14 protein-coding genes are annotated in these 13,652 nt (G+C 29.6%); all 14 read right to left on the reverse strand.

Annotation, left to right across the window (positions count from 1 at the left end):
- On the reverse strand, positions 1 to 939 hold a 939-nt coding region (locus tag HMPREF9129_RS06105; protein WP_004821539.1), incomplete at its 3' end, for an AAA family ATPase.
- A complete protein-coding gene (locus tag HMPREF9129_RS06110) occupies positions 936 to 1,907 on the reverse strand; it encodes a metallophosphoesterase family protein (RefSeq protein ID WP_004821541.1) in 972 nt (323 codons plus the stop codon). The genes HMPREF9129_RS06105 and HMPREF9129_RS06110, both read right to left, overlap by 4 nt.
- A 1-nt stretch (position 1,908) precedes the next feature.
- The gene (recA, locus tag HMPREF9129_RS06115; protein ID WP_004821543.1) at positions 1,909 to 2,952 is read right to left on the reverse strand and encodes a recombinase RecA; all 1,044 of its coding nucleotides are present in this window, start codon (positions 2,950 to 2,952) and stop codon (positions 1,909 to 1,911) included.
- Positions 2,953 to 2,954: 2 nt separating this feature from the next.
- Entirely contained in the window at positions 2,955 to 4,178 is a 1,224-nt protein-coding gene (locus tag HMPREF9129_RS06120) for a competence/damage-inducible protein A (protein ID WP_004821544.1), read from the reverse strand.
- Between the two features lie 9 nt (positions 4,179 to 4,187).
- Positions 4,188 to 4,721 carry a CDP-diacylglycerol--glycerol-3-phosphate 3-phosphatidyltransferase gene (gene pgsA / locus HMPREF9129_RS06125; protein ID WP_004821546.1) on the reverse strand — a complete coding sequence of 178 codons (534 nt, stop codon included), beginning with the start codon at positions 4,719 to 4,721 and terminating at the stop codon, positions 4,188 to 4,190.
- Positions 4,718 to 6,034, reverse strand: a complete 1,317-nt coding sequence (gene rimO, locus HMPREF9129_RS06130; RefSeq protein ID WP_004821547.1) for a 30S ribosomal protein S12 methylthiotransferase RimO — start codon at positions 6,032 to 6,034, stop codon at positions 4,718 to 4,720. The genes pgsA and rimO overlap by 4 nt, the downstream gene beginning before the upstream one ends.
- Positions 6,027 to 7,661: a DNA translocase FtsK gene (locus tag HMPREF9129_RS12370; RefSeq protein ID WP_306424717.1), complete on the reverse strand. Its 1,635-nt coding sequence runs from the start codon at positions 7,659 to 7,661 to the stop codon at positions 6,027 to 6,029. The genes rimO and HMPREF9129_RS12370 overlap by 8 nt, the downstream gene beginning before the upstream one ends.
- A 19-nt stretch (positions 7,662 to 7,680) precedes the next feature.
- Positions 7,681 to 8,325 carry a DNA translocase FtsK 4TM domain-containing protein gene (locus tag HMPREF9129_RS12375; protein ID WP_004821549.1) on the reverse strand — a complete coding sequence of 215 codons (645 nt, stop codon included), beginning with the start codon at positions 8,323 to 8,325 and terminating at the stop codon, positions 7,681 to 7,683.
- 47 nt (positions 8,326 to 8,372) lie between these two features.
- On the reverse strand, positions 8,373 to 8,807 hold the full coding sequence (dut, locus tag HMPREF9129_RS06140; RefSeq protein ID WP_004821551.1) for a dUTP diphosphatase: 435 nt from the start codon (positions 8,805 to 8,807) through the stop codon (positions 8,373 to 8,375).
- 47 nt (positions 8,808 to 8,854) lie between these two features.
- The gene (locus HMPREF9129_RS06145; protein WP_004821553.1) at positions 8,855 to 10,984 is read right to left on the reverse strand and encodes a polyribonucleotide nucleotidyltransferase; all 2,130 of its coding nucleotides are present in this window, start codon (positions 10,982 to 10,984) and stop codon (positions 8,855 to 8,857) included.
- 42 nt (positions 10,985 to 11,026) lie between these two features.
- The gene (gene rpsO / locus HMPREF9129_RS06150) at positions 11,027 to 11,293 is read right to left on the reverse strand and encodes a 30S ribosomal protein S15 (protein ID WP_004821554.1); all 267 of its coding nucleotides are present in this window, start codon (positions 11,291 to 11,293) and stop codon (positions 11,027 to 11,029) included.
- A gap of 94 nt (positions 11,294 to 11,387) precedes the next feature.
- The gene (locus HMPREF9129_RS06155; protein ID WP_306424718.1) at positions 11,388 to 12,320 is read right to left on the reverse strand and encodes a bifunctional riboflavin kinase/FAD synthetase; all 933 of its coding nucleotides are present in this window, start codon (positions 12,318 to 12,320) and stop codon (positions 11,388 to 11,390) included.
- A 34-nt stretch (positions 12,321 to 12,354) separates the two neighbouring features.
- Entirely contained in the window at positions 12,355 to 13,212 is an 858-nt protein-coding gene (truB, locus tag HMPREF9129_RS06160; protein ID WP_004821558.1) for a tRNA pseudouridine(55) synthase TruB, read from the reverse strand.
- Positions 13,190 to 13,652 (reverse strand): DHH family phosphoesterase (locus HMPREF9129_RS10650; protein ID WP_004821560.1); only part of this gene is annotated, 463 nt, incomplete at its 5' end. The genes HMPREF9129_RS10650 and truB, both read right to left, overlap by 23 nt.

A 13,652-nucleotide genomic window follows, 5' to 3' on the forward strand; every position in this document is an offset into this window, starting at 1 on the left:
ATTTGTTAAATTGAGTAGTTTATCATATATACCATCTATATGTTTTAGTTTTAAAACTTGTTCTTCAGTTGTAAGTATATCATTTCTATTACTCTTTAGATTGTTTGATAACTTAGAATAATACTTTAGCATTTCAATATTACGAGACAATCTTTCAAATTTTTGTTCTAATTCAGATATATTTTCATATTCTTTAAGGTTTTTCTCTAAATATATAATTTCTTCTTTTATATTTAGCTTTGAAGAAGATAACTGTTTCAACTTATCTAGTTGAACAGTATAATTTAAAATCGCATCTCTACATTTTTTTATAAAGTTTAATTTTTTTTCTTCATCTTTTAAATAATCAAAGCTTTCTAAATCTTTTTCTAATATTTCCTTCTCTAATTCAGCTTCTTTTATTTTCTTCGAATTATTTTTATTATCCTTTATAACATCTCTTAAAGCATCATCTATAAAATTTACGCCTATTAGTCTGCCTATTGCACTAGCTCTAGTTGATGAAGACTCCGTGAGAAGAAAAGGTCCATCCAATTGTTCTGCAATGTTGATTCCATTCTTAACAGTTGAGCCTAATTCTACTTTTTGAATATTGATTTCTTGAATTATTTCAAAAGGTACAGCTCTATTAAATTTTTCAAGAACAATTTTTTCTCCATTAGATTTTACAAGAATATACTTATTTTCTTTACTATTCCACAACCTTGTTACAATAGCTCCCGTGTTAAATTCAATTCTAACACTCATTTCCTTAGCGCCATTTCGTATTAGGTTTCCTGGAGGTGGGTCATTATAAAAAACCCATTTTATCGCTCTTAAAATAGCTGTCTTACCACTATCAGATCTGCCAACTATAACATTTAATCCTCTATGCAAATCTAATTTTGTATTCTCATGAGACTGAAAATTTTTAATTTCTATAGAAGTTATATAAATCAATTGTAATCAGCTCCTTCAATTTGCTTTAACTCAACTCTTTTAATTGCCTCATCTCTTACTTCCTTAGAAATATTATTGTTTTTGGCAATCTCAACTAATATATCAAATACATCGAAACTTTTTAAATTAGATGATGACTCGATTGTAGATTTAAAATCATTAAATTGTTGTGTTTTAAATTTATGATGCTCAATTTCGCTTCTGTCTAATACTTCTTCGGCTGGAAGAGCAGTTTTCAAATTTATTTCTCTTATATCTATTTTATTTGTGAGTTCAAGTATAACTACTTTAGGCTTTCTTTTAAATTCACTAAGTGCATTAGATATCCTTACAATTGAACCTGGATTTATAAAATATTTGCCATCTATTTCAATTGTTTTAAAACCATAGTGAATATGTCCTCCAAATGTTACATCTGCAACTGTATCCGATATATCAGAAATTAGAGTATGAGGTATAGTATCAGGAGGTTTTTTATCTGTTAAGAATCCATGAGTGAGGTGTATTGCATAATCAACATCATCCTTTTCTCGTACAATATATCCTTCTCTACTCTTAGGGCTATCCATATCTATACTATAAGGGAAAGACGTCAGTTGAACAGTGACGTCTTTCTTTAAAATTACCTTATTATTTACCATTCTTATAATCCCAAAACTATCTAAAAGACCAAACATAGTTCTATGAACAGTTATTGGATTATGCCCGAATATATCATGATTTCCACTAACTATATATATTGGTGCTTTAAATTTCTGAAAAATTTCTGAAAAATCTGATACTAATGAAATTGGAGTATCGGGTCTATCAAATAAGTCACCTCCATGTAAAATATAATCTACATTTTCATTTAAACTTATTTGAAGAATTTCATTCATTTTATTTTTTAATGTTTCATAAAAATTATCGATTCTATTTTTAGGATTTGTTACCCTTAAATGAGAATCTGTAAAATATAAAAATTTCATCTTATTCTGAATCCATTTCAGTCGAATTATTTTGGATAGATGGTTCTAAATCATCTGCCGGCAAATTTAATGCCTTACGAATTTTTTGGTCTATTTCAAATGTTAACTCAGGATTTTGCTCTAAAAACTCTTTTGAATTTTCTCTTCCTTGCCCCAATTTTTGGTCTTCATAGCTATACCATGCACCACTCCTTATAATTACATCAGAAAGTACCCCCATATCTATAGTAGTACCAGATTTTGAAATTCCCTTTCCATACATAATATCAAACTCAGCTACCTTATGTGGTGGAGCAACTTTATTTTTAACAACTTTTACTTTTACACGATTACCTATCATTTCATCGCCTTTTTTCAAAGTATCAGTTCTTCTTATATCCATTCTTATAGAAGCATAAAATTTAAGGGCTCTCCCTCCTGTAGTAGTTTCAGGATTACCAAACATAACTCCTATTTTTTCTCTAAGTTGATTTATGAATACAACCGATGATTTTGACTTATTTATTGCTCCAGTTAACTTTCTAAGAGCTTGAGACATAAGTCTTGCCTGCAATCCCATGTGGGAATCTCCCATTTCACCTTCAATTTCAGCCTTTGGAACAAGGGCTGCTACTGAGTCTACAACAATTAAATCAACAGCATTTGAACGAACTAGAGCTTCAGTAATTTCTAAAGCTTGTTCTCCTGTGTCAGGTTGTGAAATTATTAAATTTTCAATATCTACACCTAAATTTTTTGCATATACAGGGTCTAGTGCATGTTCTGCATCTATAAAAGCAGCTATCCCATCCATTTTTTGTGCTTCAGCTAACATATGCAGTGCTAATGTAGTTTTACCTGATGATTCGGGTCCATAAATTTCTATAATTCTTCCTCTTGGAATTCCACCTACTCCTAATGCATAATCTAAAGTTAGTGATCCTGTTGGTATAGCTTCTATTTCTAGCTTATTATCAGCACCTAATTTCATTATAGAGCCCTTTCCATAAGCCTTTTCTATTCTAGAGATTGTATTTTCTAGAGATAGTTTTCTTTGATCGTCCATAATTACCCCCTTAACATTAAAATAAGATCTAATATTGCTGTATCACAAACTCTTTTTTGTATTTCATTTCTAGTACCTTTAAATTTATGCTCTACAACTTTATATTTATTTTCATCAAAATAATAACATATATAATTTAAGCCTACTTCTTTTTCACTAGGGTTTGGCCCAGCTTCGCCAGTTGTAGATATGCATATATCTGATTTAGTTAAAGCCCTTAACCCTTTAGCCATTTCATAAGCAACTTCTTTACTAACAACACCATAATTATTTAATGTATTTTCTTTTACTCCAAGAATCTTAATTTTAACATCGTTTGAATACGTGATGTAAGATTCGCTTAATACACTACTCGCTCCAGATATACTAGTTATTTGGCTAGCTAAAAGCCCCCCTGTAATAGACTCTGCAAAACTTATCTTAAGTTCTTTTTCTTTAAGTAATTTTACAAGAGATTCATTTAAAGTTATTTTTCCTTCCGAATATATATTTGTTCCAAAAGTATCATATAGTTTAGAGACTATTAAATCAACTTTTTCAATTAATGAATTTCTATCTCTTCCTTCAGCTATTATTTTAATTTCAGTATCATAAAATTTTGCAAATGTATTTATACTTATATTTTTAGTTTCTAAGTTTAATTTTCTAATTTTATCTTCAACTACAGATTCTCCAAGTCCCGCAACATTTAAAGATCTAATTACTACTTCATTGTTATCTGTTATGTAGTATTTTAGATACTCATCTACCATAGGTCTCAATTCTTTCGGTGGTCCAGGCAATAAAAATATCTTTTTGTCACCATATTCAATAATTTCTCCTGGTGCTATTCCCCACTTATTGTCTAATATAGTTGAATTTTCGATAATCATTGCTTGTTTTAAATTATTTTCAGTCATTTTAAATTTAGATTCTCTAAATCTTTTTAATAATTTTTTATGTTGTATTTCATCTAATATAATACTACGTCCAATAACATTTGAAACAGCTTCTTTTGTCATATCATCAGCAGTTGGTCCTAATCCTCCACACAAAAATATGAGGTCTACTTTTTCTAGTTGTCCCTTAAGAATATTTTCTATTTGTTCTAAATTATCTCTAACAGATATATGATAATCCACATGAACTCCTAAATCATTTAATATGTTGGAAATATATTCAGCATGTGTATTTAAAATTGAACCCACTAATATTTCTGTTCCTACAGTTATTATTGATGCTCTCATTCTTACCTCTTATATATTTTTTAAGTCTAATACTTTCTTGTTTTTGATAAAATAATCTACTCCTGAAATTATAGTAAATAATATAGCTATATAAAAAGATACGATGCCTATTTTGTATATCATAGTTATATTAGTTAGTAAAATAATTAAAGATACTAGTTGACTTACTGTTTTTATCTTTCCTAAAGGACTTGCAGCTATAGTGATATTTTCAGAAGCTGCTATAATTCTAAACCCTGTTACTGCAAATTCTCTAGCAATTATTATTATAACTCCCCAAGCTGGAACATCTCCTAACTCAGTAAGACATATTAAAGCAGCAGCTACTAATATCTTATCAGCTAGAGGGTCTGCAAACTTTCCAAAATTTGTAACTAAATTATTTTTTCTGGCTATATATCCATCTAAAAAGTCTGTAAATGAAGCTATTACAAAAATTATAGTAGCTATAATTCTAGAATTTTCGATATTAAGATACATAAACAACACAAAAATGGGGACCATTAAAATTCTTAACATTGTCAATTTATTTGCGGTATTCATATTACTTCACCTTCTAAATCAAACTCCAATGAGTTTAAAATTTTAACTTTGTAAAAAGAACCCAATTCAAGGTTGTTTTCACTTGCAACGTAAATATTTCCATCAATTTCAGGAGCATCTAAATATGAACGTCCTGAATACATTTCACCACTTATTTTTTCTTCAATTAATACTTCTAATACTGAACCTATTTTTTTGCTCATTATCTCAGAAGAAATCTCTTGTTGAATATCCATCACAGCGGATAATCTTTCATTCTTTAAATCTTCATCGATTTGATTATCCATTGAATACGCAACTGTATCCTCTTCCCTAGAGTATGCAAAAGCACCAACTCTATCTAATTTATATTCTTCTAAAAATGAACTCAGTTCTTCAAAATCTTCTTCAGTTTCTCCAGGGAATCCAACTATAAATGTTGTACGTATTGCAATTTCAGGGATATTGCTTCTAAGTTGATTAATCAACTTTTCAATTTGGTTTTTAGATGTTCTTCTGTTCATTCTCTTTAAGACATTATCTGAAATATGTTGCATCGGAATATCAACATACTTCAAGAGTTTAGAATTTGTTTTAAATTCATTTATAAGTCCATCAGTAAAATTATCAGGATATAAATAAAGTATTCTAATCCATTTTAACAAATGAATCTTAGAAAGCTCTTTTATTAAATCTTGTAGTTTGTACTCTTTATATAAATCTATCCCATAATCTGTTGAATTTTGCGCAATTAAAATTATTTCACGAGTACCATTGCCAGTAAGATATTCAACTTCTTTAACTATATCTTCAATAGGTCGTGATTTATTTCTTCCCCTTAATTTAGGAATAATACAATAGCTGCAATTATTATTACAACCTTCAGCTATTCTAACATATTCTGTAACTTGTACATCTGACTTATAGTTTATATCTTGAGTATATTCATTAAAATCTTCAAGTAAAACTTTCCTATCCCCATCGAAAGCTGAGTTAATTACTGAATTAATATCTTTAAAGCTACCTGTACCAATAATTCCATCAACTTCAGGTATTTCTTCCATTAATTCTTTTGAATAACGTTGGGCTAAACAACCAGCTAATACCAACTTCTTTAAATTACCATTTTCTTTTAGCTTTGCAGCCTCAAGTATGGTATTTATAGACTCTTCTTTTGCAGCTTCTATAAATCCACATGTATTTACAACTATGACATTGGCGTCGTTTGGATTAGGCGTAATTTCATAGCTTTCACTGTTTAAATTAGACTTCATTGTTGTTGTATCTATATCATTCTTAGAACAACCTAATGTTATAAAATGTACTTTATTCAAATTCTTCTCCCAGCATTTCTTTAATTTCTTCTTCTGTTAATAATACTTTCCTAGGTTTTGAGCCTTCATGAGGACCAATTATGCCAGATTCTTCAAGTTGGTCTACAATTCTAGCAGCTCTTGAATATCCTATCTTCAATTTTCTCTGTAAATAAGAAATTGATGCCTGTTCATCAGTCAATATATACTTAACCGCTTCATTAAATAACTCATCTCTATCTCTAGTAATTTCTTTTTTTTCTTGAATTTCTTTAACGATTTTTTCTTCAAGTGCTTTATTCGAAGAACTATTAGCTTTAATAAATTCGACAACTCTCTCAACTTCATCATCATGTATAAATGCACCTTGAACTCTAACTGGTTTAGAATAGAACCCTGGATAGAATAACATATCTCCTTTTCCAAGCAATCTTTCTGCTCCGGGCATATCCAATATAGTTCTAGAATCAATCTGAGATGAAACTGAAAATGCTATTCTAGATGGAATATTAGCCTTTATCGTTCCGGTAATTACATCAACAGATGGTCTTTGTGTAGCCAGTATTAAATATATACCCGCAGCACGTGCTTTTTGAGCAAGTCTTGCTATATATTCTTCAACTTCTTTTTGAGCCACCATCATTAAGTCTGCTAATTCATCTACGATTATTACAATTTTTGGTAAAATAGGTTCTTTTAAAATAGCTGCTTTACTATTAAAAGAATTTAAATCCCTAACTCCTAATTCAGCGAATAAAGAATATCTTCTCTCCATTTCTCCTACCGCCCAGTTTAAGGCAAAAGAAGCTTTTTTAGGTTCAGTAACTACCGGAATCAAAAGATGTGGAATATCATTATATATACTAAGTTCAACTATTTTAGGGTCTATAAGTAAAAGCTTAACATCTTCAGGAGAGCTTTTGTATAAAATACTAGTTATAATAGTATTTATACATACTGATTTTCCAGAGCCTGTTGCACCAGCTATTAATAAATGTGGCATTTTTTCAATAGATGATACTATAATTTCCCCAGCTACATTTTTCCCTAAAGTCAATGGTATATCAGATTTTAAATTTTTAAATTCTAAACTTCCTATCATATCTCGTATGGATACAGAGTCTTTGAACTTATTTGGGACTTCTATTCCAACCACAGCTTTACCTGGGATTGGCGCTTCTATTCTTATATCTGAACTAGCTAAAGCCATTGCCAAATTATCACTCAATGCAACTATCTTATTTAACTTTACTCCTGGAGCAGGCTCTAATTCATAAAGAGTTATAACAGGGCCTTTATTAATTGCCACAATTTTACAATCAATTCCAAAGGTATGCATAGTTTCTTCTATTATTTTAGCGTTCTTTTTAACTAGTTCTCTTGAATCTCCAATATTATTTTGATTTAGTTCTAGTAATTCTTCAGGAGGTTTAATATACTCATTAACTTCTAAATCAGTATTTAAATCTAAATTTAATTTTTCATTTTCTATTTGAATGGTATCATTTATTGAAATTATCTCTCCATTTTCAATTGAATTTTCTTTTTGTTCAGCAACATTAACTATATTTTCTGTTTTTTCATCAGATAATACCCCTCTAATAACTACATCTTCTTCAATAGAATTTTCATTTACTTTATTGTCAATATTAGATCTATCTTGCTTTTTATTTTGTTTTCTTTATTTTTAAAATTTTTTCTAACTTCTTTTTTTCTAGTCCATCTGATACATTTTCTTTAATTGCCGACAACTTGACTCCTAATGAACTACCATAATCTGAAAAATTAGAGCTTATATTTTTTAATGTTTCAAAGTTTATTTTAAAAATTAAAAATACACAAACCAATACAATTGTTGCTAATATCATATAAGTTCCAATAGCACCAAAAAATTTATACATAAAAAATCCAAAAATAGAACCTATAACACCACCAGAAGTTGCAATGTCCAAATATTCTATTGACATTGATATTCTATCTACTAATGTCAAATCTATATTCTTTGTACCGTCTAAATATACTAAAATACAAAGACAAATAAGTGAAAATAATGTTATATATTTGAAAATATCTTCTTTATACTTAGGTAATATTATTAAAATCCCACATATTATCATAATACATGGAATTAAGAAGTTACCACTTCCTGACAAAAGAGTAAAAATTTTATATATAAATACGCCAAACAATCCTATTTTATCGCTATACAAGCTTATAAAACTTATAAGACCGAATAAAATTAAAGCTACTCCAAGTAAGGTTTTTTGTTCTGTATTACGTTGTTTTTTCTTAACTTTTTTATTCTTTTTCACCCTTACACCTCTAGTTTATTATAACATAAGGTATTTTTATCTACCACTTAAGAAAGGCCTGTATGCCCAAATCCACCTGTGCTTCTAACAGTTTCTGATAAATCATTCACTTCTACAAAATCAACTTTTTCATATTTTGCAATTACTAATTGAGCTATTCTATCTCCATTATTAATTTCAAAATTTTCTGTGCCTAAATTTATTAAAAGAACTTTTAATTCTCCTCTATAATCAGAATCTATTGTTCCTATTCCATTTGTCAATGATATTCCGTACTTAAATGCCAACCCACTGCGAGCTCTTACTTGAGCTTCATATCCTTCCGGTATTTCAATAAATAATCCAGTTGGTATTGCAGCCCTACACATTGGCTTTAAAATAAACTTTTCATCTAAATTTGCTCTTATATCCATACCTGCAGAACCATTGGTTTCATACTCAGGTGTTGGGTTATTGCTTTTATTAATTAATTTTATATTCATAGTTCTCCTTAAAAAAACAGGATACCAAAGTACCCTGATTTAAAATTTTATTTAGATTCTTCCCTTGAGTTTATATTCTCTGTAGTTTCTTTTTCAGGTTTAGGTAATAATACTTTTCTTGATAGAGAAAGTTTTTTAGTTTCCTCATCAATACCTATAACTTTTACATCAATCTTGTCTCCAACTTTAAAAAGATCTTCAACTTTATTCGTTCTCTCATGTGCAATTTCAGAAATGTGTAAAAGACCTTCTACACCCTTTTTCAATTCAACAAATGCGCCAAATTTCATTATTTTCTTAATCTTACCACTAAATATATCTCCAACTTCAATTTCTTTAACTATTGATTGAATTATTTCTATAGCTTTTTTAGCCTTTGTTGAATCATCTGATAAAATTGAAACCTTACCATCATCGTCAATTTCTATTTTAACTCCTGTTTTTTCTATAATCTTGTTAATAGTCTTTCCACCACTGCCTATTACATCTCCTATTTTTTCAGGATTTATTTCAATCATATGAATTATAGGCGCAAACTTAGAAAGTTCTTCTCTTGGTTTTTGAATAGTTGTGTATAAATGGTCTAATATATATAATCTAGCAACTTTTGCTCTCTCAAGAGCCTCTTCTAAAATTTCTCTGCTGATACCTTCGACTTTAATATCCATTTGTATTGCAGTAATACCTTCTCTTGTACCGGCAACTTTAAAGTCCATATCTCCAAAATGATCTTCTAACCCTTGGATGTCAGTTAAAATTTTAGTTTGTCCATTTCCTTCTATAAGTCCCATAGCAATACCTGCAACCGGAGCTTTTATAGGTACACCTGCATCCATTAATGAAAGAGTTGAACCACATATAGAAGCTTGAGATGATGAACCATTAGATGATAGTACCTCAGATACCACTCTTATAGCATAAGGAAACTCTTCTTCTGAAGGTAGAACTGGTATTAATGCTCTTTCAGCAAGTGCACCATGACCTATTTCACGTCTACCTGGCCCTCTCATAGGTTTTGTATCACCTACAGAGAAAGGAGGGAAATTATAGTGATGTATATAACGCTTAGGCTTATCATCACCTAATCCATCTATTACTTGCACTTCAGATAGTCCCGCTAAAGTAGTAATTGATAAAACTTGAGTTTGACCTCTTGTAAATAAACCTGAACCATGAGTTCTTGGAAGTAAGCCTACTTCTGATGATAGTTTTCTAATTTCTTCAAGAGCTCTGCCATCCGGTCTTAAATTATCTTCTAAAATTTGTCTTCTTACTTCATTTACTTCTATTTCTTCAAGTATAGATTCTATATCTCTAGAGAATTCTTCCATTTCTAATTCGAAATGTTTACGAACTTCTTCTTTTGCTTTTTCTACTTTTTCAATTCTTAAAAGTTTATCTGCTTCATTAACGGAATTTACTATTATTTCTTTACCAAATTCTACAACTCTTTGTTTTAATTCTTCATTTGGTACGAAAACTTCATAATCCATTTTTTCTTTTCCAATTTCATTTTTGATTTCATCAACAAAAGAACATATCTTTTTGATTTCATCATGTGCTGTAAGAATAGCACCTAACATTTCATCTTCTGTAACAATATTAGCTCCAGCTTCAACCATCATTATGGCAGTTTTAGTGCCTGAAACTACCAAAAAAATATCTGAATTATTACGTTCTTCTTCGTTAGGATTTATTATATATTTGCCATCAATCATTCCAACCATTACAGATCCTGTTGGACCATCAAATGGTATATCAGAAGTGTGTAATGCTATTGAGGAACCAATCATCGCTAATATATCAGGTTGGTGGTCTTGGTCCACAGAAAGCACTGTAGCGACAACTTGTACATCATTTCTAAATCCTTCAGGAAATAAAGGTCTTATAGGTCTATCTATTAGTCTTGCTGAAAGAATTGCTTTTTCAGTAGGACGACCTTCTCTTTTAACAAATCCTCCAGGCATTTTACCCACAGAATACATTTTTTCTTCAAAATCTACAGATAATGGGAAAAAATCTATACCTTCTCTAGCTTTACTCGATGCAGTTACAGTAACTAAGACTACAGTATCGCCATATCTAAGCAAGCACTCTCCATTAGCTTGTTCTGCAACTTTACCTATAGTAACTTCTAATGGTTCACCTGCAAGGTCAAAAGTAAAAACTTTTTGCATATAATCCTCCTCTTAAAAAATAAAGAGCGGTTCCCCGCTCTATTAACCTCTTATACCTAATTTTTCAATAAGTTCACGATATCTGTCAATATCTTTATTTTTTAGGTATCTAAGAAGATTTCTTCTCTTACCTACCATTTTTAAAAGACCTCTTCTTGAGTGATGATCTTTTTTATGTTCTTTAAGGTGAACATTAAGCTCATTTATTCTATTAGTAAGAATCGCGATTTGCACTTCTGCAGAACCAGTATCCTTATCATGTAATTTGTAATCTTCAATAATTTGTGTTTTTGCTTCTTTGTTTAACATTTTATTTCCTCCTAAATTTATATTAGCCTAGACAAAAGTAAGCGTCGAGGAACGACAAACCTGTGTCTGGTAGTACTAAATAATGATAACATAACTAAATATTTTTGGCAATAGAATTATTTCTTATTAGCTCAACATCTTTGCTCATTTGTGAAAAAAGGTCTTCTACTGTATCAAATTTTAATTCATCCCTGACAAATTTATGAAGTACTAACTCAATTTTTTTATCGTAAATATCTTCATTAAAGTCTATTATATGAGACTCTATCCTAAGTCCAGAATTTTCAACAGACGGATTTTTCCCAACGTTTGTTGCAGCTTTATGTTCTACACCATCAATAATTATAGTTGTATCATACACTCCAAATTTTGGAATTACATAGTTTGTATCTATAGCAATATTTGCCGTAGGAATTCCCATTTTAGTTCCTAATTTTTTCCCGTGAATTATTTTTCCACTTATTTTGAAATCAGAACCTAAATAGTCTTTAACATCTTCTACATTACCGTCTTCAATTAATTTCCTAATTAATGTTGAAGATACTATATTTTCATTTATTATTACTTCATCTATTATAACCAAAGAAATCCCTAACTCATCACATATTTCTCTTAAAAGATGTATATCTCCGCTAGCCTTGTGCCCAAATCTATAGTCAAAACCTACTACTATTCCTCGAACATTAAGATTTTTATATAGTAACTCTTCTATAAAATCTCTTGCTGACATCTTCATTAAATCTTCATTAAAAATTATTTCATAGCAAATATTTATACCAATTTCTTCTAATTTAGAATATTTTTGATCATTAGAAGTCAAAAGTCTTTGAGGACTTTTATTGATAATATTCTTAGTATGATTTTTAAATGCAAGTATAGCACTTTTAGAATTACTTTTTTTAGAAGATTTTACCAAATTATTTAAAAGCTTTCTATGTGCCAAATGTACACCATCAAAATTCCCCAGAGCTATAAAACATTCAGCATCTGATTTATAATTTGTTGTTATTTCAATTATTTCAATAATATTCCACCTAACTAGTTATTTATTAACTTTTTTATTATCTTGATACCCCATACATTGTTATAATACATATATTTTCCAATACCAATGTAATATTTTTACAATATATATTGTATTCTGAATTAACATCATAAACGTGGTTTACTTTACAGATTACGCCGTTTGTAATCTTAGTGTACATTTCAACTGGGAGTTCTATCTTTTCAAGTTCTAGTGCTTTATCTATTGGTATTAGTTTATTTTCTAAAATATCTAAACTACAATTTTCTAATTGTTCTTTATTTACAGATATATCCAAATTAAATTTACCAGTAGATACTCTTCGAAGCTCCGTCATAGTAGCAAAAGATTTCAATTTTAATCCTATGTCTCTAATTAATGACCTTACATAAGTTCCTGATGAACAGTTAATATATATTATAAATCTATTTTCACTGCTATCTAATAGTTTCATACTATATATAGTACACTGTCTTTTTGGTATTTCAATCTCTTCACCAGCTCTAGCATACTCATATAACTTTTTTCCTTTTATTTTTATAGCGGAATATATGGGTGGTTCTTGAAGAATATCTCCTGTAAAATTTTCTAATTCTTTTCTTAGTGAATCCTCAGAAGGAATCATAGCACTTGCGTGAGTCACATTCCCAGTTATATCTAATGAATCTGTTTGAATTCCAAATTTAAATTCTGCAATATATTCTTTATTAGAAGCTGTAAGTCTATCAGATAATTTTGTTGCTTTGCCTATTAATATAGGCAATACACCTGTAGCTATAGGGTCTAAAGTACCTGTATGTCCTACTTTTTTTATACCTAGTTTTCTTCTAACCATATATACTACGTCATGGCTAGTAACTCCTTTTGGCTTATCAATTACTAGAACTCCATCCATTTAGCTCACCCTCAACAATTTTTACAATATCATTAATTCTATCACTTAATGGTAGTGGTAAAGTTGCTCCTGCTGCTCTAATATGTCCGCCACCACCAAAAGAAGATACTATATTTATTGCATTAATATATTCTTTTGTACGTACAGAAAGTCTAATGTCTTCTTTTTTCTCTTTTAATAAAATAGCTACTTCTACCCCACTAATATCTCTTATAAATTCAACAATACCTTCTGAATCACTTTTGTTAGCTCCACATGATTCTATCATATTATCATCAACATAAGCTATAGCTAACTTTGAATCAAAATAGTATTTAATTGAATTCATAGCCATAATGAGTAGAGAAGTTTTTTCTTTAGAGCGATTTTGATATAAATTAACTCCTATTTTATTTATATCTATCTTTTTATTAATTAATATCCCTGCTGCATTAAATGTA

Origin of the sequence: Peptoniphilus indolicus ATCC 29427 (genome assembly GCF_000227315.1) — a bacterium.
Lineage (GTDB): Bacteria > Bacillota > Clostridia > Tissierellales > Peptoniphilaceae > Peptoniphilus > Peptoniphilus indolicus.

Bases quoted from the DNA above. Each gene is read 5' to 3' on its own strand.
- HMPREF9129_RS06110 (WP_004821541.1), bottom strand. From the start codon at position 1,907: ATGAAATTTTTATATTTTACAGATTCTCATTTAAGGGTAACAAATCCT.
- recA (WP_004821543.1), bottom strand. From the start codon at position 2,952: ATGGACGATCAAAGAAAACTATCTCTAGAAAATACAATCTCTAGAATA.
- HMPREF9129_RS06120 (WP_004821544.1), bottom strand. From the start codon at position 4,178: ATGAGAGCATCAATAATAACTGTAGGAACAGAAATATTAGTGGGTTCA.
- pgsA (WP_004821546.1), bottom strand. From the start codon at position 4,721: ATGAATACCGCAAATAAATTGACAATGTTAAGAATTTTAATGGTCCCC.
- dut (WP_004821551.1), bottom strand. From the start codon at position 8,807: ATGAATATAAAATTAATTAATAAAAGCAATAACCCAACACCTGAGTAT.
- HMPREF9129_RS06145 (WP_004821553.1), bottom strand. From the start codon at position 10,984: ATGCAAAAAGTTTTTACTTTTGACCTTGCAGGTGAACCATTAGAAGTT.
- rpsO (WP_004821554.1), bottom strand. From the start codon at position 11,293: ATGTTAAACAAAGAAGCAAAAACACAAATTATTGAAGATTACAAATTA.
- truB (WP_004821558.1), bottom strand. From the start codon at position 13,212: ATGGATGGAGTTCTAGTAATTGATAAGCCAAAAGGAGTTACTAGCCAT.